This is a genomic window from Bremerella sp. TYQ1, assembly GCF_020150455.1.
Lineage (GTDB): Bacteria > Planctomycetota > Planctomycetia > Pirellulales > Pirellulaceae > Bremerella > Bremerella volcania_A.
Window position 1 is genome coordinate 909,402 of sequence record NZ_CP083740.1, and the last position, 19,407, is coordinate 928,808.

The 19,407-nt window shown below is 51.1% G+C and carries 14 protein-coding genes and 1 pseudogene; 6 read left to right on the top strand and 9 right to left on the bottom strand.

Translation table 11 applies throughout. The features are described from left to right. Window positions 1–306: 306 nt before the first annotated feature. From LA756_RS03340 to LA756_RS03355, 4 genes and pseudogenes are all read right to left on the bottom strand, one after another. Window positions 307–1,530, bottom strand: a complete 1,224-nt coding sequence (locus LA756_RS03340) for a DUF6786 family protein (protein ID WP_224438468.1) — start codon at window positions 1,528–1,530, stop codon at window positions 307–309. Between the two features lie 144 nt (window positions 1,531–1,674). Beyond that, on the bottom strand, window positions 1,675–2,967 hold the full coding sequence (locus tag LA756_RS03345; RefSeq protein ID WP_224438469.1) for a class II aldolase/adducin family protein: 1,293 nt from the start codon (window positions 2,965–2,967) through the stop codon (window positions 1,675–1,677). Window positions 2,968–2,994: 27 nt separating this feature from the next. Further along, window positions 2,995–4,488, bottom strand: a complete 1,494-nt coding sequence (locus LA756_RS03350) for an aldehyde dehydrogenase (protein ID WP_224438470.1) — start codon at window positions 4,486–4,488, stop codon at window positions 2,995–2,997. Window positions 4,489–4,694: 206 nt separating this feature from the next. Beyond that, window positions 4,695–6,509: pseudogene (locus LA756_RS03355) on the bottom strand (L-fucose isomerase). A gap of 868 nt (window positions 6,510–7,377) precedes the next feature. On the opposite strand from LA756_RS03355, the gene LA756_RS03360 reads away from it, so the two are divergent. From LA756_RS03360 to LA756_RS03370, 3 genes are all read left to right on the top strand, one after another. Beyond that, window positions 7,378–8,361 carry a DUF1559 domain-containing protein gene (locus LA756_RS03360; protein WP_224438471.1) on the top strand — a complete coding sequence of 328 codons (984 nt, stop codon included), beginning with the start codon at window positions 7,378–7,380 and terminating at the stop codon, window positions 8,359–8,361. 42 nt (window positions 8,362–8,403) lie between these two features. Further along, window positions 8,404–8,904: a carboxypeptidase-like regulatory domain-containing protein gene (locus LA756_RS03365; RefSeq protein ID WP_224438472.1), complete on the top strand. Its 501-nt coding sequence runs from the start codon at window positions 8,404–8,406 to the stop codon at window positions 8,902–8,904. A 356-nt stretch (window positions 8,905–9,260) separates the two neighbouring features. Continuing rightward, a complete protein-coding gene (locus tag LA756_RS03370) occupies window positions 9,261–10,325 on the top strand; it encodes a DNA-binding transcriptional regulator (protein WP_315858339.1) in 1,065 nt (354 codons plus the stop codon). Window positions 10,326–10,367: 42 nt separating this feature from the next. Here LA756_RS03370 and LA756_RS03375 read toward each other — a convergent pair whose 3' ends face one another. From LA756_RS03375 to LA756_RS03395, 5 genes are all read right to left on the bottom strand, one after another. After that, window positions 10,368–10,793, bottom strand: coding sequence for a hypothetical protein (locus LA756_RS03375; RefSeq protein ID WP_224438474.1), 426 nt, complete (start codon window positions 10,791–10,793; stop codon window positions 10,368–10,370). A 147-nt stretch (window positions 10,794–10,940) separates the two neighbouring features. After that, window positions 10,941–11,930: a DUF1559 domain-containing protein gene (locus tag LA756_RS03380; protein ID WP_224438475.1), complete on the bottom strand. Its 990-nt coding sequence runs from the start codon at window positions 11,928–11,930 to the stop codon at window positions 10,941–10,943. Window positions 11,931–12,033: 103 nt separating this feature from the next. After that, the gene (locus tag LA756_RS03385; protein ID WP_224438476.1) at window positions 12,034–12,438 is read right to left on the bottom strand and encodes a hypothetical protein; all 405 of its coding nucleotides are present in this window, start codon (window positions 12,436–12,438) and stop codon (window positions 12,034–12,036) included. Window positions 12,439–12,440: 2 nt separating this feature from the next. Continuing rightward, window positions 12,441–13,367: a DUF1559 domain-containing protein gene (locus tag LA756_RS03390; protein WP_224438477.1), complete on the bottom strand. Its 927-nt coding sequence runs from the start codon at window positions 13,365–13,367 to the stop codon at window positions 12,441–12,443. 410 nt (window positions 13,368–13,777) lie between these two features. Next, entirely contained in the window at window positions 13,778–15,397 is a 1,620-nt protein-coding gene (locus tag LA756_RS03395) for an arylsulfatase (RefSeq protein ID WP_224438478.1), read from the bottom strand. Between the two features lie 95 nt (window positions 15,398–15,492). Here LA756_RS03395 and LA756_RS03400 point away from each other — a divergent pair, with 95 nt between their 5' ends. The 3 genes from LA756_RS03400 to LA756_RS03410 all read left to right on the top strand — a co-directional run bounded on the left by LA756_RS03400 (window position 15,493) and on the right by LA756_RS03410 (window position 19,376). Next, window positions 15,493–16,758 (top strand): substrate-binding domain-containing protein, encoded by a 1,266-nt coding sequence (locus LA756_RS03400; protein WP_224438479.1) that lies wholly within the window; start codon window positions 15,493–15,495, stop codon window positions 16,756–16,758. Between the two features lie 319 nt (window positions 16,759–17,077). Continuing rightward, complete coding sequence (locus LA756_RS03405) at window positions 17,078–17,614, top strand: sigma-70 family RNA polymerase sigma factor (protein ID WP_224438480.1); 537 nt, start codon at window positions 17,078–17,080, stop codon at window positions 17,612–17,614. Between the two features lie 58 nt (window positions 17,615–17,672). Continuing rightward, complete coding sequence (locus LA756_RS03410) at window positions 17,673–19,376, top strand: LamG-like jellyroll fold domain-containing protein (protein WP_224438481.1); 1,704 nt, start codon at window positions 17,673–17,675, stop codon at window positions 19,374–19,376. Window positions 19,377–19,407: the final 31 nt, after the last annotated feature.

Genomic DNA, 19,407 nt, shown 5'->3' on the forward strand with positions numbered 1-19,407 from the left:
AGTGGAGTTGGGATCATGGATCGAGAATGCATCATGGTGGAAATTGAGAAGAAGATGTGATATTACGCCAATCACAGTCTGGCGTTTGGGCGAATCAAATGCTCTTTCGAATGCACACTGGTCGCAGGTCTAAAACCGGATGAGCACCAGGAAAAAAGGGTGCAAACATAAAGACGAGTTAGCCGGAAAAACAATGGAATCACATCAAATATAACTTGATGTATCACCAAACTTGGTAGGGGATTGCGACATCGTGATATGGTTTTGCGACATCCATTGGACGCGCTGTTGTGGGAGCTACGCCAACTAATTGTTTGGCATACGAAACGTCGATTCGATCTTCTTCAGCGATACACCGAATACTCTTTGAACAATCGGGGTTAGTTCTTCCTCGTCCCCTTGAATGTGTAACGTCTGTTGAACGTGACGCATGGTTTCCCCTGGCTTTAGCGCAGCGGCAGGGGAAGAGGTTTCCAGCTCGTAGAATGGTCCCAGTGGGGGCTCACCTGGGCTAGGTGCCCCATCGTTATAGGCGTTGATTACATCGCCATCGTAGGGTTTCTCTTGTCGTTCCCACATAGAATTTACGTATCCGTGCGGGGCGTCCTGCACGTTATAGGAAACGATTGTCAGTACTCCCGCGGCGGCGTCGTAGCTACCAGCGACCCCCTGCGATCGCTGCGGAGTCAGTCCGATCTTTCCTCGGTGGGTACCATCCCCTTTGAAGAACAAGACATTCTCTTCAACCTTAAGGCAGTCCTTCGGAACCTTACCGAAGTAGGTGTCGTTTACTTTCGGGCCAAGGGATTCCACGTCGCCACGCTTGAATGGAATAACAACCGTTGTTTTGGGCGATGGATTATACATCCCCAAAAGCCAGATCGACGGTAGACCGGATTCAGGAGACCAGGCCTTTTCGCCAAGATTTGTCAGTCGATTGTCACTCTCGTAGGCAACTATGTGTACGTCATTAGGCATTTCCTTTGTGCGTAGAGCTTTGGCGATAGTCGATTCGTCCAGCAAGCGAATCGAACGCTGGATCCCCATTTTGAGTTTGGTTCCACTGTAGTTTGTCAGCGTACAGTCATGGGTAAACTCGGCTGAAGTTTCGGTCTGTTTGACCAACTTAAAGGGCTCGGTGTCGATGGCCGCGGGGGTCTTCCAGGCGGAGAACTCGAACTTCGTGCCAGGCTGAAAGAATAACGCGAATTGACCCCCTTCGGGCCCCAGCCAGAATCGCTCCTCGCCACCGAATATGTAGATGTGCTCTTCCAGCGTTCCTTTGCGTTGATCGTCGGATAGGAGGCCTGCTTCAATGACACGACGGTTGATCCAGCCGAAGCTAGGGCCATCGTGCTTACCGACCGTACTGGTCATGACTCGGCCCTGATACGCAGGAGCAATCGCCACTGCGCTATCTCCTTTTTCGAGTAAGACGATGCGCGTATGCTGTTTGAGAAATGCTACATCATCATGAAAGGTCTGTTGTATTCGCGGCAACTCCTGCCCTAGGACCGTAGAGATACTCATAGTTAAGATTGCAAAAATACAAGAAGAGGTACGAATGGTTGTCATTTTGGGGTCTCTCGACGCTTAGAGAGGCATTTGGGATGATTCTTCTGTGACAAGTTGGTTTCTTAAAGGAGTCACCTATTACGGACGTAAAACGGATAGTCAACTCAATTTGAAGGTGCTGCGAAGTTCATCGATCACTGACTGCGACATGGCAGAAACGTTGCCAATGGAGGTCGCGTTGATTACGGCTTCCGAGGTGGCTTCCAGAACTTCCAAGCGGTCAAACGCATCCAGTACGCTCGAGCCAGTTACCAGTACGCCGTCGTTCTCTAAGATGGCCGCCGGAGAAGCGGTCGATATGTAGCTGGCGATCTTGCCATCGTTCTGATACTGAACGCCGTAAGGTACGCGGCCCACATCACGAAGAAAGACGTAGCTTTCGGGAATGGTTCGCGTATCAAATACCGAGTCAGTAACACTGAATGCCGTCGCATTGACGGGATGGGCAAACACAATAGCATCGACACTTGGATGCTGCTGATAAATGGCTCGATGAGCCAATACAGCGCGGCTGGCCTTTTTGCCGGCTTCTCGGTTTCCGTTTCTCACGAGCACAAAGTCTTCGATGGTTAACGACTCCCGATCCTGCTGAGTGGGAGTGATCAGGAAAGAATCCTCATTCACACGTGCCGAGAAACTGCCCTCAGTGCTGATCAAGAGTCGTTGCCGGCAGCCGCGACGAATAAAATCGCAAAGCTGTTTGCGGAGCTCCCGCTCTTTCTGGTTCGCTATTGCGGACTCAATCGACGGAAGATCCACACTGCGGCTTGCTGCGAGTTCCAGCTGAGAATCGTTCAGGTATTGGACGCTCCCCAGCTTGCTCGCTTTGATCAAGGTCTTTCCAGCAAACTCAAACGCTTCAAAACGTTCAAACGCCCGCGCAAGTGACTCGGCCCCGACTACTACTCCGTGGTTTTCCAAGATCACGCTATCGCATCCCTTCGCGAATGCGCTTGCGATATTACTTCCCAGTTGTTGGCTGCCTGGACACGCGTAGGGGGCGAAGCCGACCTTGCCGCTGACTGAATGCGTTTGATGGAACAGTCGTGTATTAGGAACCGATTGGCAAATACTAAACGCGACCAGAGCAACCGGGTGGGCGTGGACGATTGCCCGGATATCTGGCCGGGCATCGTATATCGCTTTATGAAACGGAAATTCCGACGAAGGAGGGTGGGGGCCCTCCACGGTTCCGTCGGATCTCACGCGGATAATATCGTTCCGCGTGAGATTGCCTTTATCGACACGGGCAGGCGTAATCCAGATGTCGCCTGATTCGTCGCGAATCGAAAGGTTACCACCAGATGTCGTGGTCATGCGATAACGATAGATGCGATCCATCGTTTGCATGATTTCATCACGTGGGTGAAGGTAATCAGATCGGGTGCTCATAGGTTCTTTCTGGGACTAGAATCGCGACTAAAGAGGCCGCACGACAGAGGTGCTGCGGTAATAGTCGAGAAGTGTTTCCACCGAAAGAACGCCGCCACCTAGACCACTCTGATTGACTCCTCCATAGGGGACACCTTGGGCAAATACGTTATGGGCGTTGATCCAACTATTGCCTGCCACCATCGCTTCAGCAACTCGAGCCGCGCGAGAGAGATCGGCTGACCAAACGCTATTGGCAAGACCATAGGTCGTGTAATTCGCCATGTCGATGGCTTCCTGTTCCGTCTTGAAAGGAGCCAGGTAGGCAACCGGGCCAAAGATCTCCTCTTGAGCCGCCGTGTTGTCGAGCGAGCCTGCCAAGAGGGCTGGCTTGACGAAATTCCCAGGGAATCCTTCGACGTTTGCTGGACCTCCACCGAGCAGACACTCAGCACCTTCGGCGACCCCCTTGTCCAGATAGCCGAGGACACGTTCACGCTGCTTGGCATTCACGACCGGTCCCATTTGGGTGCTTGCATCGAGCTGATGGCCAATCTTGACTGCTGAAAGAAGGTTGACACATCGGTTTACGAAGTCGTCATAAATGTCTTGATGCACGAGCCATCGCGTTGCATCGCAGCACACCTGACCCGTGTGGAACGTAATAGCGGCGGCGAGCTTTTCGGCTGTATCTTCGACATCGACATCATTGAAGATGACTGCCGCGCCTTTACCACCCAATTCCAACTTGACGGGTACCAGGTTGCGACCACACGCTTCACCAACGAGACGGCCAACCTCTGGAGAGCCTGTGAACGACATCCGTTTAATTACTTTGTTGCTAGACAGTGCGGACCCGACGGTCGCCCCGCGCCCCGTGATCACGTTAATAACGCCATCGGGAATGCCGACTTCCTTGGCAAGTTCGGCCAGATAGATTGCCGAGAGTGGCGTATCTTCCGCAGGCTTGATAACAACGGTATTGCCAGCCGCCAGGGCAGGGGAGATCCCCCAACCAATTAACAGGAAAGGAAAGTTCCAAGGGAAAATAAATGCACAAGTTCCCCATGGCTTGCGAAACGTCCACGCTTCATGCCCTTTGACGGCCAAGGTCGTGCGGTGGTTCATATGCTGAGCAAGGTCTGCGAAGTAACGCAGCGTATCGGCACAGTTCTGGACGTCACCTTGAGCTTGGGTTTCGACCTTGCCAGCATCGAGCGATTCAATCTGTCCGATGATCGCCTTGTGTTGCTCGATCGCATCGGCCAGACGATGCATCAAGGCAGCTCTCTCATTCGACGGCATCTTCGCCCAGGTTGTATTTTTGAATGCCTCGTCCGCAATTTGAACGGCTTGGTCAACTTCATGCGGAGTCAGTTCTTCGACATCAGCGAGCTTTTCGCCGGAACCAGGATCGTAAGTCGTAATGCTGTCATTACTGCTACTTGCAAACGGTTGACCTCCCACAAAGCTTGTGAGACGCTCTCGACTGAGGAACTTTTCGACTTCAGGTAGCAACGTTAATTTCGGTAGGGTGCTCATAGCTATTCTGGGATTAGAGATGCAGTGGCAAGTTGGCGATGGGAAATGCAAAGCTCATTGGTATCCAACGCCGGGATATTCATCTCATTGTCGCGATTCGGAGGGGCTAAAACAATTAAGTCTCGTGAAACTTCTGTCCGGCCTTCGAGTAGGAATGGGAGGCGAGTCATCCCTGAGGCCAATCGTTACACTTCGTTCCGGTGTAGTTACGTGCGACCATAAAGGGGACCAAAGTTCTGACACGCTCGAAAGTCGGCACTCTCTAAATTGTCCGTTCCAAACGCATTTCATGCGCTCGGGCGAAAAATGCGTTCCTTATCAACATTATGCATGTACACTGGGATCCGTAGCATCGAAGCGAGCGTGATGAACAGATGCCCGACATGGCCAGCGGTCAACACACAATGATTTGCTCCCCAGTGATTCATGACTTCGTAGGTTGAGGTGAACGCACCCCGGCCACTCAGACGCGGAGCGAACCAAGTCGTAGGCCATGTTGGATTGGTTCGTTGGTCGAGTACGGCGTGTACTTTGGGAGGTAGCTCTATAGTCGTCCCTTCGGCGATCTGAATCGCGGGACCCAGTCCGTCGACGAGATTGATTCGGGTCATCGTTGCAGGTATGTTACCACGGGTTTGAAATCGCGTACTCATTCCACCCCCAGGAAAGTACTCCGTGATGGAAGGGTGCCAGGTGGTTGCATCTAAGCATCGCTGGACTTCCTCATCGCCAATTTCCCAGAATGGTTTCATCGTTGGTTTGCCGCTTGGTGTTGTTTGTTGCCCCGTTCCATCAAGTGCCGCTGGGCCAGAGTTGATGAGATGTAGCAGTCCATCATTTGCAGGGTTTTCCAATTGAAAGCCGCCACAACGAGCAGCGACTGACGCGGCACTCCAATAGGTCCGTAGGTCAGCGAAAATCTGAGCCGTGTTGGTCAGCAAGTGACCGAATAACATCGTGGCGGCATTCAATGCATCGTTTTCAGTTGCCACGATATAAGGAGCCCGGCGACCATTCCAATCAAAGGAAGAGTTCAGGATCGCTTCTAGGAAATCGCCGTTGGGAAAATGATCGGTCCACTGGCGTTGCCCTTGAAATCCAGAAGCAATCGCGTTGTGCCCTTGGGCTTGCTCTTTCAGACCCAATTCGGCAAGTCTTGGGTTTCCGACCATCAAGTCTCGAGCAATCAGGGCCATCTTGACGCAGTCCGACCACTCGCGATCGAGTTGGCTTCGCGAACGCCGGGACGACTCCGCGTTTTCATCATCCCCTTCGACACACTTTTCTCGGACCCAGGCGAGTGCTAATTCGTACTCATCATGATCGTATTGTCCCTTGTTCATGCGGCCGATGAACTCGGTCATGTCGATATCTTCTACCCGCATGCCTAGCCATTTTTCCCAGAACTCAGTGTCGATCATCGAGCCTGCGATTCCCATCGACGTTCCACCCATCGAAAGGTAGCTCTTGCCGCGCATCAGTGCTACGGTCAGCCCACAGCGAACGAAGCCAAGGAGCTTTTCCTGGACATCAGCGGGAATGCTCATGTCGCTTGCATCCTGGACATCTTGTCCATAGATGCCAAACGCGGGAATTCCTTTTTGCGTGTGGCTGGCCAGGGCAGCGGCTAGGTAGACCGCGCCCGGTCGTTCCGGTCCATTGAACCCAAAAACGGCCTTAGGACGCTCGGGTGTCATGTCCATCGTTTCCGATCCATAGCACCAACAGGGCGTGACCGTTAGCGAGAGACCGACGTTGTTCTGGCGAAATAACTCTTCGCAATCAGCCGCCTCACGCACGCCGCCGATGCAGGTCTCGGCAATGACGCATTCGGCGGGAAGGCCATTGGGGTAGCGGACGTTCTGCGAAATGAGAGCTGCAACCTGCCGAGCGAGATTCATCGTCTGAACTTCGAGCGATTCGCGTACGCCGCCACGGCGACCGTCGATTGTTGGACGAATGCCAACCTTGGGAAGGTTGTTCGTCCAAACGCTTTGTGACTGGGTAGGTTGATGCATCATCGTCCGCGTTGGGAGTTGTATCTGGAATTCGCGCGAAGATAGAGTCGAATGTGCGACCCGATTCCTCGCACTTACTCATCAAAACCATGAAAAGTTCGCAGGCGCTATTTAGCTCTTGGCTCGATTTGCAAAGAAGACTACTGCGAATCCATAGAATGAAATGACAAGGAAATAAATCAACGGAAGGAAGAATGAGATCCGTGCCGAATCCCGTGCGTTTCCGGCGATCGTCATGCCTGTAACCGCTCTCTAGCTAAGGGTAATGATGCGCGAGTCTCGTTCTAGGAGGAATTGCGACACAACACTAAGAAAATGCGTCACATGGCTTGTGTTAATGGATCTTGAGGACTCTGACGAATACGGTCGTGCAGGTGTATTGGATGCACGCAGGTGCCCAACAGCGGTGAAGTCGGTTCCCTTGTGATCGGAATTGAAATGTCTAAGGAGAACTGCCTACAAAGGGAGCCAAGAAGATGCTCATAGAATACGACATGGGATCTTGGAGAGATGATCGTGAACTCTCGGCTGAGGATTCGACGATGGGTTAGAGGGAAAATACAGACGCGTCAGCGTTTGTTAGAGTCATCAGTGCCAAAGTATTTGCGGAGTTGCTGTGCCTTCAATTGGAGAGAAACGAAAGCGGTACGTGCGTCGCAATTTCATAGCCACATGACGCAGTTCATTAATCAAGTCTTGGCGTTAGATGCTAAAAAGAGAGCAAAGGCAATTTTTTGGTAACCGCCCGTAAGGGTGCCGCCGGTTGTTTCTCTTCTTATATATCAATCTTTCAGGTTAGTACCTTTGGCAGCACTAACCTGGTCACTTTTCTCCTCATCTTTTCGTCTTTATTTTCAAGGGATTCTATCTCATGAAGACACGCGCGCATTCGTATGGATTTACGTTAGTTGAGCTTCTCGTGGTAATCGCCATTATTGGGGTCCTGATTGCCCTGCTGCTTCCTGCCGTTCAACAGGCCAGGGAAGCGGCAAGGAGAATGCAATGTACCAATAACCTGAAACAGATAGGCTTGGCGCTGCACAATCACCACGATACCTATGGGGCTTTCCCGGCTGGGGCCGCGAATGCTGAAGCACAGAATAACGGATACGGTCCGTCGTTTTTTATCTACTTGCTTCCATTTCTTGAGCAGAATTCACTCTATGACCAAACGGATCGCGCGAGCAGTGGTTGGAATAACGCGACCAACCGCACCCTATTCCAGGACTTAGTTCTCGACTTCGTGATCTGTCCTTCCAATCCTGCGTCAGAACTCTTTCCAGCAGGGACCGCCGGCAATCGAGCAGCGACTTCCGCGCAATACGTCGGGCTGACTGGGGCCGTTGAGGACTCAAACTTCACCGAAAGTCGGAATCGGCAGTGCTGCAACTGCTGTGGAGGTTCCAACAGCAATGGCATCATCGCCAGCGGAGGCGTGCTCGTGCCGAACGAAGAATTGGGTATGGCTGCCGTCGTAGATGGTACGTCCAATACTGGCGTCGTGAGCGAGTGGGCTAACTTCGTTGAAGATAGCTCTGGCACTAAGTACCGAGTCGATTCGCGTCACTACATCGGAATGGGTACCGACCGAGGGTGGACGGTTGATTCGGGTACTGGCAACTATCGGCGTGCCTTCTCGGTTACCACGATTCGTTGGCCGATCAATCATAATGACTACACACTGCCGGGAGTGCATGAGAATCACGGAGCAAACAATGGTCTCCACTCGGCACATCCAGGCGGAGTAAATTTCCTTCTGACCGATGGTTCCGTTCGCTTTCTACCAGAAACTATCAACATGACGACGCTTAAGAGACTCGTAACGCGTGACGATGGAGAAGTCGTTAGCTTCTAGTTCTCTTTTCCACTAACGTCTCATGATAAGGTGGTCCATTCTATGCGTCATTTATATATGAAGAGTGCCTTATTATTGCTGAGTCTAGCAGTTCCTGCTTTATTCGGTTGCAACGCGGGTCAATCGACTCCACTAGGGGAAGTAACAGGAAAGGTGATTGACGGTGACGGTCAGCCATTGACGGGGTGTCAGGTCGTCTATGCCCATGAAGAATCGGGGGTTGCTGGTAGCGCCGATGTGCGAGCCGATGGCACGTATACCATCCTATATCGAGGTAAGCCGGGCCTGCCAGCAGACACTACCTATAAGATTTGTGTTGTCCCTAAAGACCCTGAGCCACTCTCAGGGGAGGAGTACGATGCCTATATGAATGCTTCCCCCCGTCGCCAGCGTGAGATCGATCAGCAACGTCAAAAGGGACTGGCTGAGATTCCCGCGAAGTACATAGACTTGCGGACGAGTGGTCTCGAGTTTCACGTCGAAGAAGGTAAGCAGGTCAACGATATTGCGATTATGGAAGGCGAGGGCACTGGTACGGAGTAGCACTAGTGCCTGACGACTTTATGCCGTGAATATGTACGGATTTACTGAGACAGCTAAGGAAAAGCGTCAATAACAAGTCTTCGAGGTTATGGACTTTTGAAAGCCCACCAATTAGTTGGTTTGAGGAAGTACGGCTTTTTGGGGCCGGCCAGGAGACTGGCATCTGCAAAATCAGTGTCTGGTAAGGTAAAATTGGAAGGGTTGCCTATGAAATTACGACAGCTGTTGATAAGCCCTTCTAGATGAAGATCTCGGCGCGCCCCAAAATAGTTCTCCTTGTCGAAACATCGCGGCGATATGGTCGAGATTTGCTTCGCGGTGTCTCTTCATTTGCGCGGACTCGAACAAATTGGTCGATGCTTCATCAAGAGATGACCATCGACTCCACATTGCCCGAGTGGATGGCAAAGGCTGCACCCAGTGGGGTTATCGCGAGAGTTGATACCCATACTGTTGATTCTTTGCGGGCACTAAGAGTTCCGATTGTTGACGTCATGTGCAGTCGCAATTTTCCCGCGATTCCACGTGTAGAAACCAATAATCGAATCGTTACCAAGATGGCATTTGAGCATTTATGGGAACGAGGATTTCGTCGGTTCGCTTATTGCGGCTTTCGTTTCGCTCGGTATTCCGAAATGCGAAGGGACTTTTTCCGTGAGTTAGTTGAACAGAATGATTGTCCATTGGATGTTTATGAATCTCCAGGGAAACCTAACACGCTGCTCACAAGCTTAGAAGAGTCAGGCTTGGTTGATCTACAGCAGATGTACGAGTGGCTTAACTCGCTAAAGTTTCCGACTGGAATTTTCGTATGCAACGATATTCGTGGTCAACAAGTGCTCAACGCTTGTCGCACGTTAGAGATCGCCGTTCCTGACGATCTTGCGGTGATTGGTGTCGACGATGATGACGCAATCTGTCCATTAACATCACCTCCTCTTTCGAGTGTAAATCCCAATGCCGAACTAGTAGGATTTCGAGCCGCTGAGGTGCTGCATGAGATGATGAATGGCTACCCGACACCAACATCGATCGAATTAGTACGGCCCTCGAAGGTGATTAGTCGTCAGTCGACGGAAGTAACAGCTGTTGAAGATCGTGAAGTTGCGCGGATCTGCCGCTTGATTCGCGATCATGCCTGTGAAGGAATCAATGTCGAGATTGTCGCTGGTTTTACTGAACTGTCGCGACGTCAACTCGAACGGCGGTTTAGGACAGAACTTGGACGGACACTGCGTCAAGAAATTACCAATGTTCAATTGAATAAGGTGAAGCAGCTATTGCGCGAGACGGAGATGACGCTCGAGCAGATTTCACACTTGGCTGGCTACAGCCATAAGGAGCAACTTTGTGCAGTGTTTAAACGTGAAATTGGGCAGACACCCAGCGCGTTTAGAAGTATTACTCCCGATGATGACTGATCGACTTTGGGCGCTGCTCGTCTCGCTTCGGTATAGCGATCTCTACAACGGTGGGACCTCGCCGTCGTAAACGATGTCGTAGTCGAATACCATGCCCTTTTCTGTGATGTCCAAATGAAAATCGGGGGTCTGAGCTGCATTGACGTTGAATTTCTTCGGCAGATAGTTCGTCGGTGAGTTACCCCGATAAATTGAGAATTCAACCACGCATGGTCCCAACGCTACGCCTGATTGTGATGAGATAAACTTAGCTTTGTATTTTCCTTGCTTATCGGTGGTTGCCAAAGATGGTCGGATCGACGCTTCGGGTACGAAGCTCAGCGAAACACCTTCGGTCGGCACTCCGTTGATCGTGATAGTACCCGTCACTTCTCCTGTAGCGATCTCAGGCGAGTTACTACATCCCATTGAAACCAGCAAAGTCGTAGCAATAGCGACCATTGAATGAAGATAGAATCGATACGACATGTTGATCCTCACGCAAATTGTTGACGGTTAAGACTCTGATTGTGATCAGACGAGCATGAAATAGTCGCAGGCGACATGCGCTTTCGCCTGCGACTTTTTCGTGTTATCTGGTAACCCGAAAAATTGGGCGCCGGCATTCAATCGGTACTAGTACTGTCCTAAGGGCTGGCCGTCCTGGCGGTCTCCTAGCCGCTGATAAATCCCAAGATTACTAGCGGAGGTGTTATAGCTGATTGTCTCGCCGATGAAATGTACTGACCCATCGACGAAAGCAAAATTTGCCCCTCCAGGGTGCATGCTGCTAAATGCACAACGTTCTGTTCCCGGATTACTGACACCCGGATTTAGCGGATAGTTAACGGTGCTAAGTACCAGTGTTGGCTGAATCGAGTTGCCATGTGATTTGGAAGGTCCAAGCCAACTGGGCGTATCTTTGTCACTGCCGATAATGGTTTTTTCACCAATCATAAACGTGTTACTCGTTCCATCGGTTATGTCTCGGAACTTGATCTCTTTGACGTAGGTGAAGACACCTCCCATGTCGAGAACTGCTGTTACGTTATTGCGGCCGTTATTCCCTACGTACGTCGATGTCGCAACCCCTTCATCGCGCTGATAACGGTTGTTGTACGAAGTCCCATTAGCATCGGTGAAAGATCCACCGCTAAATGTTGTCGTAATCTCGTTGTTCGAGCTCGGACAGTTCCAGGTAGAAATCAGACTACTAGTGGCAGCGACGAATCCTTGGAACTGATTTGGGTAGCTTGGGATTGGAGTCGAGCCTGGCATATCACCTAATGCATCGATAACTTCGTACAGCTTGTATTTGCCGACTCCCATGGCTTCATACTGATTGTTCAGATCCATGAACGGAAAGAGGTGGACACCCCAGCCGAATTCGGGATTGCCGATATGTGTGGGAACGGAGTCGGGAATGCCGGAGGGGAAGCCTCCGTACGTATCGTGGAAGTTATGCCCCGCCAATGCGATCTGCTTTAGGTTGTTTGTGCACTGCATTCTTCGGGCAGCTTCACGAGCCTGTTGGACGGCAGGTAACAGCAGGGCAATGAGGACACCGATAATGGCGATGACAACGAGAAGTTCGACAAGTGTAAACCCTTGCACTCTACGATTCATGACGTTCTCCAACTGATCGAAACTGAATATAAACAGGAACGGTATTAGGGGGATTGCAAAAGTTCCTCCGCCAGAACTTAGAACTTATTAGGAGGCATAGCGGCTATTTATGTTTTGCTGGTACTTCGATCGAAATGGTTCCGTCTTCCGAAGGAAGGGTTAAACTCGTTTGATAGGGGGTAAAAAGAGCGGTCCCTTTTTCGTCCATCGCTCCGTCGATCATGGCTGGAATGCCGTCGGTGGCGAACAAGTCAACACGATGGGGGCCGCCTACGTGCCCCTTGACTCCATCGGTTTCGAACTTGCCATCTTTGATTTTTGCGATGCATTGTGGGCCTGCGTTACCTTCGGCTCCATCCGGGCTAAATATGATCATCCCCAGGGGAATGGGCTGACCTTTCCATGTTGCCTCTCCGGACAGTTGATAGCCACGAGACTGCTCTTGGGAAGAGCAGCCGAGCGTACTGATGAGAATCAGAATGGCCATCGAAAGATTTTGATGTTTCATAATTAGAAGCCTCCAATTGGCAAACTGTCGTTGCGAATCGCCAATTGCTGCAGAACATTGATGTCCATCGTTTCCGCCATGAAACTGACCGAGGCGTCGCCCAGGGTAAAGAAGGCTCCTCCTGGGTGATAGCTGCTGAAACCCGAGCTTTGGTACGAGTTATCGTCCGAAGGCGTTGAGGGCTCGGGAAACAGATTGATGTGAAACTTCAGCACGGCCATGTTCATCGGTGTCGCGTTGATGCCGCCTCGACCTGGTGAGGACCAGTAGACAAGTGAGTTTCCATCATCTGTGTTGTAGCGAGTCTCACCCACCATCAGAATGTTGGTCGTCCCGTCGGTCAGATCTCTGAACTTGGTACCGCTATTGGGATATAGGGTTCCATTGCGACCGTAGTACCGATTGCCAGCATTTGTACCGGCACACGTGTCTGAGCTGTCACCGCCCATGACGCCGTAGTAGTGGCTGATACGAGCGCCAATTTCTGGATTGGAAGGGCATAGGAAGGAATCAAGTTGAGGGATGAGGCTGGCATTGGCTCCGGACGTAGCCAAGTTGTTACCCCCAAAGCTCGCCGTCAGATCAAGCGTATCGTATAAGTTGTCTTGTTCGATATATGGCAGAATGGTGACTGTCCACGATGGGCCAACATTGGACGCGGTACCTTGCTTGCACCACGTTGCTGAAGAAGAGTTAACGTTGTAGTTCGAGCGATAGTCGCCTCCGGGAGGAAACGAAAGATTCGTGTCGTGATAGTTGTGAAGCGCCAACCCAATCTGCTTAAGCTTGTTGTTGCATGAGATTCGTCTTGCTGCTTCTCGTGCCTGCTGAACAGCTGGCAGCAATAGTGCTATGAGAATTCCAATGATGGCAATGACAACTAGCAGTTCAACAAGCGTAAACGCACGTTGTTTGAATGCACCCGACATAAAAGACCTCAAGTAAATAGATGAAATAATGCACTTGATGGATCGATCCAAGGCGACCAAAGCACCGCAACTCGTATTTTGCAATTGGCGTGCCGGATGTCTGACTGAAGCGAGGTCAGTCCGAGTAAGTCTCATGGCTGCAAGTGTTTAACTCTTGTTTATTGTTTTAGATCAAAAAAACAAAACAAGAACTTGTTCGTAGCCGTAAAATACTCGCGGAATCGGGCACTTGTAGAACCGAAACGTGCTGGTATTTCGAGCACCAGAATAATTCTTGCGCACGATGTCAGCACAACCGGAAGTCAGCAATAGTTTCGTCTTCGCTTAGAATGGCCTGATCAGGGATCGCATGCATGGGAAACCGTCATTGAAGACGGATTAGTTCAATATCTGTCAGCCAAAAAGCACAATTAGTTTTGGCTGGGACGTGTGCGCCCTCTTTCAATCGATTCGGCTAACAGCTTCTTTAACTCCTTGGCGATTTCCGGATGTACATCAACGAGATTGTGCTTCTCGCCGGGATCGATTGCCAGGTTATAGAGTTGGTCTGGGGCGTTATCCGCATTCGTGGAAGGCAACTGATATAGTTCGAGCATTCGATTATTGTCATACCGATTTCCACCGGAACCCTGGTGATTTAGGTACTTCCAATTACCTCGGCGTATAGCGAGTTTCATTTCGCCGAAGAAGCCTTGATGCAAGATGTAAGGTCGTATTGGCGCTCCTCTTTCCTGCTGCAGCATGGCCGGCATCATACTAAAACTGTCTTCGGCTGCGTCGTTGGGTAGCTGAGCTGCTACGACATCGGCAAAAGTTGCCATGACGTCCGTCAATGACATCATTTGTGAACAGGTCGTTTCCGCAGGAATCTTGCCTGGCCAACGCACGATAAAGGGAACGCGATGACCGCCCTCCCAGTTGTCGCGTTTCACCCCGCGCCAAGGCCGCGCGCCATCGTGCTGGTAATCTTTCCGCATGTGGTAAACCGAAGTCACCTCTGGGCCATTGTCACTGGTGAACATGACAATCGTGTTCTCGCTGAGGTCCAAGTCTTCGAGCGTCCGAAGAAGCTCTCCAACGATGTAGTCAAGCTCGAAAATGAAGTCACCATGAGGTCCCGCGTTGGTGCTTCCTTGGAATGTCTTGCTGGGAAAGGAAGGAAGATGAACCGCCTGAGTCGAGTGAAAAAGGAAGAATGGGCGGTTTGGCTCGTCTCTCATGTGATTTAGTAGAAACTGCTTACTCTTCTCAAGGAATGTAACATCGACTTCCTCAAGATCGAAATTTGGGGCAACCAGACCCGGCCGATTGTCATGGGAATACGGATGTTTGGGCAGACTCTTTTTGTCTAGTTGTTTAGCAGGGGGGACTGGGATTCGTTTGCCCTCAATAAACGCATATAGCCAGTCGGTGGTTGGACAGCAGGCCGTTCCAAAGAACTCGTCAAATCCACAGTCACATGGCCCTCCGAGAATCTCTCGGGAAAAGTCGATTTTGCGAACACCATTTAGGCCACCTTCATGAATTGGCTCGCCTGCATGGTCAAGAAAGGTCAGTCCTACATGCCACTTTCCGACACAGGCAGTGTGATAGCCTTGACGCTGCAGTATCTTCGGAAGCGTCAAGCGATCTGGAGTAATCAAAGATGGTCCACCTGCTCCGCTGAAAACACGTCCGCCGTTGGGAATACGAAAGGCCATTTGTCCCGTCATGAGACTGTACCGCGTAGGCGTGCAGACAGAGCAAGGACTATGGGCATCGGTGAATCGCATGCCTTCGGATGCCAGTCGATCAATGTTCGGTGTTTCGACCTTTGATTCCGGGTTGTAGCAGCCCACGTCACCGTATCCGAGGTCATCCGCCATGATGAGAAGAATGTTCGGCAATTCAGCAGCATGTGCCTGATTGGTTGCCAATGGGACGAACGTGCTGAGAATCAATGCGACAACGAATTGAACATTGCAGATGGCTTCTGTGTACTTCCCTAAGTCAGTAATAGGGTGGGATCGAAGTAAGTGGCTGTGAAGCATCTTTCCTCTCCAACCATTCCCGGGAAGGCATGTTGCTGTTTCGCATGACTCTTTAATGGAGGTCATCTCTAGGATACACTTGGTTGATAGCGAAAATGGGCAAATTCGTAGCGATAAAGGGCAATGCGAGGGCAGGTAAGATGGAAGGGAAAAAGCGAATCGGCGTGCAGATGGAAATCGATCAGCCCTACAAGCGACACGTCAGCGTGTTTGCCGGGGTGCACAAGTTTGCGCGTGAGGTAAATGATTGGCATCTGATCGTTGATGATTGGGCAAGCCGTTCGATTCTCGTTCAAGCAGACCGGCCGATACCTTTCGACGGCATCATTGGTCGTCTTTCGGCCGAAGATATTGTCCGCGCTCATCGTCGACAGTTGCCTGTAGTTAACGTACTTTACGAAACGGATGAAACGAATACCTCGGGCGTGTTCGCCGATTATGCTGCCTGTGGAAGGCTCAGGGCGGAGCATCTTCTTTCCCGCGGCTTTCGAAGTTTTGGCACACTCACTTCCTACAACTCAGCTGCGCAGAATATAGAAGCGAGTTCATTCGCCACGACAGTCCGATCGGTAGGATACCCGTGTAAGGGGCTATATTTGCAAGGACCATGGACGGTAATCGGAGACACCGAAGCCAACTATCGTCGTTGGAAACGTGCCCGGAAGGAGATCGAGTCTTGGCTCGACGATTTGCGAATTCCCATCGGCCTTTTCATCGCGGATGTCGATATCACTCGCGTGATCATTGAAAGCTGCTACGACCGAGGTTGGAGTGTGCCGGAAGACGTCGCCATTATTGCCGGGACGAACGAAGAGGAACTGTGCCTGCATCCGGAACCAAGTCTGACGAGCCTGGAAATACCATACGAGAATATCGGATATGAAGCGGCTCGACTTCTCGACAAGCTTATGGACGGGCAAAGGAAGTCCTCTAAGAGTCGTGAAAAAGAACCTGCCACTAAATTGTTCCTCGCACCAACTGGTGTAGTCGCTCGTCGTTCCACGGACTTTATCGCGATCGACAACGACTTGATGCGACAAGCCTTGCGGTTTATTGATACAAATCTTCATCGGGTAATTTCGGTTGACGATGTAGCCAACGCCTTACTCATTTCGCGCAGGAAGTTAACCTCTGAATTCAGAAAGCATCTGAAGCGAACTGTAGCTGGCGAGATTCAGCGCCTGCGGATTGAACGGGTAAAACGTGAACTATTAGGAACGGAACTGATTGTTAAGGAAATTGCAAAACGTAGTGGTTTTAGTAGCTTGCGTACTCTGAATGATGCGTTCATTCGTGTCGTCGGATGCTCTCCTCGAGAATACCGAAGTGCGGCCCTCAGAGGTGAAAGCGATTCGGTATGACCTTCGCCCTTTGCTAAAGTGCTCCGGCAAACAGATGAAAACCACGACAGAATAACTCCAGAAAACGATGAGTGACCGAATAATCATCTTGGTAGCGAGTTGCTATCTGCCCCCAAATTACAGCATCTCAATAGGAATTTAATTCGGAATGGGCACGCGTTAGGAATGCAATCCGCACGCGCAAGGGTGTCGCCTATTACCTTGTCGTGTGGAGGGAATGTGTAACAGACATTTCTCAAAGTTTCCTCGAATCATCTTTTCTGCCACTTTTTGCATTATCTGCCTCACACTCGGCTTCATCACGACATAGTAAGTGCAAATGAACAATCAAAACGGTCGTGCCGACGAATCATTCGAGCGGATGGTCGCCGAGAATCACGTACAGCTGCGCTCATTCGTGCGAATGCTTGGGGTCGACCCTGATTGGGTGGATGACTTGGCTCAGGAAGCATTTTTGGTTGCGTTGCGCGACCCTGAATTGTTCGAGCAGCAGCAAGACGTTGGTAAGTGGTTGCGTGGAATCGCTCGCAATTTGGTGAGAAACGAAATCCGCAAGGATGCTCGGAGAAGACGGATCCTGCATGAAGGATTCGCAGAACTGCTCTTGCAGGACGCTGATTGTCACGACGACGATCCCTATTGGCAGCGTGCACGCTTGTCGCATTTGCGAGATTGTGTCGAGCAACTACCTCCTAAGAGTCGTGAGATTGTGACCGGTCGGTACTCCGATGGCTGGAATGCAACGGATTTGGCCGATCATTTAAGCATGACTGCTGCAGCCGTCCGGCAAGCCCTCATGAGAATTCGGCAACAGTTGAAAGTCTGCGTTGAACAGCAAACGATCGATCCAGTCTGAGTTGTTCGCGTAAAAACTCGGTCATAGTACTACAACCTCGAAATGTCAGGAGAATACGTTGGCGTATCAACAGCGCTTTAATGAATTGATTGCGCTCGTGCTGGACGACGCCGCGTCAGAGAAGGAGCTGGACGAACTCGTCGCATTGGCACGCGAAAATGACCAGAACCTGCAGACGCTAAAAGATCATTTGGTTGTTAGCGATCGACTATCGCAGTACGAAGATCTTCGCCGAACGGAAGAAAAGTACCTTGAGTCTCTTCAGACGCGAATCGCTGCTGAAGACAACTCTACGGACTTTATCCGATCGGTGCTTAAGGCCAGCCATGAACCAAAATCAGTTCCTCCTGTTGAACGGACAAGGGCGACGGATTGGCGGCCATGGGTGCTGGCTATTGCTGCGATCGCCGCTACCGTTTTGATCGCCGTTTTCAGTTTTTCATTTGACAAAGTGCCAGACTCTGCCCGCGACGTTTCCCCGATCGCAGTGGCACCCAAGAGTCAAGAATTGCACGACCCGGGAGTTGCCTTGCTCACTCGCATTGTGGGCATTCGAGGTGCTGAAACCGTCTCTTGGAGGGAAGGAGAAACTGTTTCTCCAAAGCGTCTGAACTGGGACAGTGGGCTCATCCAATTAGAGTTTTATAGCGGTGCAACGGTCGTGGCAGAAGGGCCAGCCTCTGTCGAAATCGTCGATGCTAAGAACCTCTATCTGCACTACGGTAAGTTGCGAGCGAACATTCCCAAGCCTGCTCAGGGCTTTACGATTCTGGCGCCTACTTTGGAACTGGTCGATCTGGGGACAGAATTCGGCATGGCTGTTGGGGACGATGGCTCTGTGGACGTGCAAGTCTTTGACGGCAAAGTCGAACTTTACGAACCGAAGTCTAGTCGTAACGAAGAAACCCGGCGCGAGCTTACCAAGGGGAAGGCTATTTCGATCACCGCCGAGGGGCTGAGCGAACCGGCTGATACTAGCCAGCTTAGTTTTGTGTCTTCTCATGAGTTGGCCAGTCTGACCAGTAGTCACTCAATTGAGCGTTATGAGAAATGGCAGGAACATCGTGATGTCGTTATCTCTGATCCTCGCATCGCGGCGTACTTTCCATTTGAGCGAGACCCCGCGAATGATCGCACTTTGCTGGGCTACGGAGCTGACGGCGAGATCATTCAAGGCGCTATCGTTGGAGCTAAATGGGCAACTGGTCGCTGGCCTGATAAATCGAGCCTGGAATTCAAGCGGCCAGGCGATCGAGTACGTCTGAATATTCCAGGAAGTTACCTGTCGATGACCTTTTCGGCCTGGGTGCGGCTGGACGGACTAGATCGACGTTTCAGTTCCTTGTTGCTTACCGATGAATTCAACAACAACATGCCACACTGGCAAATTCACCAGGAAGGGCACCTGTTGCTAGGCATGTGGATAGAGGGTGCATCAGACACCGCTCACTATCGTTCCCCGAATGTCTTCAGTCTGCAGGATGTCGGGCAGTGGGCTCATGTAGCGACTGTCTACGATTCGGTGGATTCTCGCGTTCGTCATTTTCTAAATGGCGAACTTATCTCGAATCAGTCAATCGATAATGCGGCACGCGGCGACTTGACACTCGAATTCGCAACGATCGGTAACTGGAGCCCGGCAAACGAAACGGGTTGGCAGAAAATCCGCAATCTCAATGGGCGCATCGATGAGATGACCATCTATGGTGTGCCATTGACGGAAGATCAGGTGGGAGAGCTTTTCCAGAAGGGACGTCCCTAACGGCAAAGTAACCTGAGCCTTCCTTACTTCT

What these genes read in the sequence shown, in the direction of transcription:
- LA756_RS03340 (WP_224438468.1), bottom strand. Translation starts at nt 1,530, where the DNA reads ATGAGTATCTCTACGGTCCTAGGGCAGGAGTTGCCGCGAATACAACAG.
- LA756_RS03345 (WP_224438469.1), bottom strand. Translation starts at nt 2,967, where the DNA reads ATGAGCACCCGATCTGATTACCTTCACCCACGTGATGAAATCATGCAA.
- LA756_RS03350 (WP_224438470.1), bottom strand. Translation starts at nt 4,488, where the DNA reads ATGAGCACCCTACCGAAATTAACGTTGCTACCTGAAGTCGAAAAGTTC.
- LA756_RS03360 (WP_224438471.1), top strand. Translation starts at nt 7,378, where the DNA reads ATGAAGACACGCGCGCATTCGTATGGATTTACGTTAGTTGAGCTTCTC.
- LA756_RS03365 (WP_224438472.1), top strand. Translation starts at nt 8,404, where the DNA reads ATGCGTCATTTATATATGAAGAGTGCCTTATTATTGCTGAGTCTAGCA.
- LA756_RS03370 (WP_315858339.1), top strand. Translation starts at nt 9,261, where the DNA reads ATGCTTCATCAAGAGATGACCATCGACTCCACATTGCCCGAGTGGATG.
- LA756_RS03375 (WP_224438474.1), bottom strand. Translation starts at nt 10,793, where the DNA reads ATGTCGTATCGATTCTATCTTCATTCAATGGTCGCTATTGCTACGACT.
- LA756_RS03380 (WP_224438475.1), bottom strand. Translation starts at nt 11,930, where the DNA reads ATGAATCGTAGAGTGCAAGGGTTTACACTTGTCGAACTTCTCGTTGTC.
- LA756_RS03385 (WP_224438476.1), bottom strand. Translation starts at nt 12,438, where the DNA reads ATGAAACATCAAAATCTTTCGATGGCCATTCTGATTCTCATCAGTACG.
- LA756_RS03390 (WP_224438477.1), bottom strand. Translation starts at nt 13,367, where the DNA reads ATGTCGGGTGCATTCAAACAACGTGCGTTTACGCTTGTTGAACTGCTA.
- LA756_RS03395 (WP_224438478.1), bottom strand. Translation starts at nt 15,397, where the DNA reads ATGCTTCACAGCCACTTACTTCGATCCCACCCTATTACTGACTTAGGG.
- LA756_RS03400 (WP_224438479.1), top strand. Translation starts at nt 15,493, where the DNA reads ATGGGCAAATTCGTAGCGATAAAGGGCAATGCGAGGGCAGGTAAGATG.
- LA756_RS03405 (WP_224438480.1), top strand. Translation starts at nt 17,078, where the DNA reads ATGAACAATCAAAACGGTCGTGCCGACGAATCATTCGAGCGGATGGTC.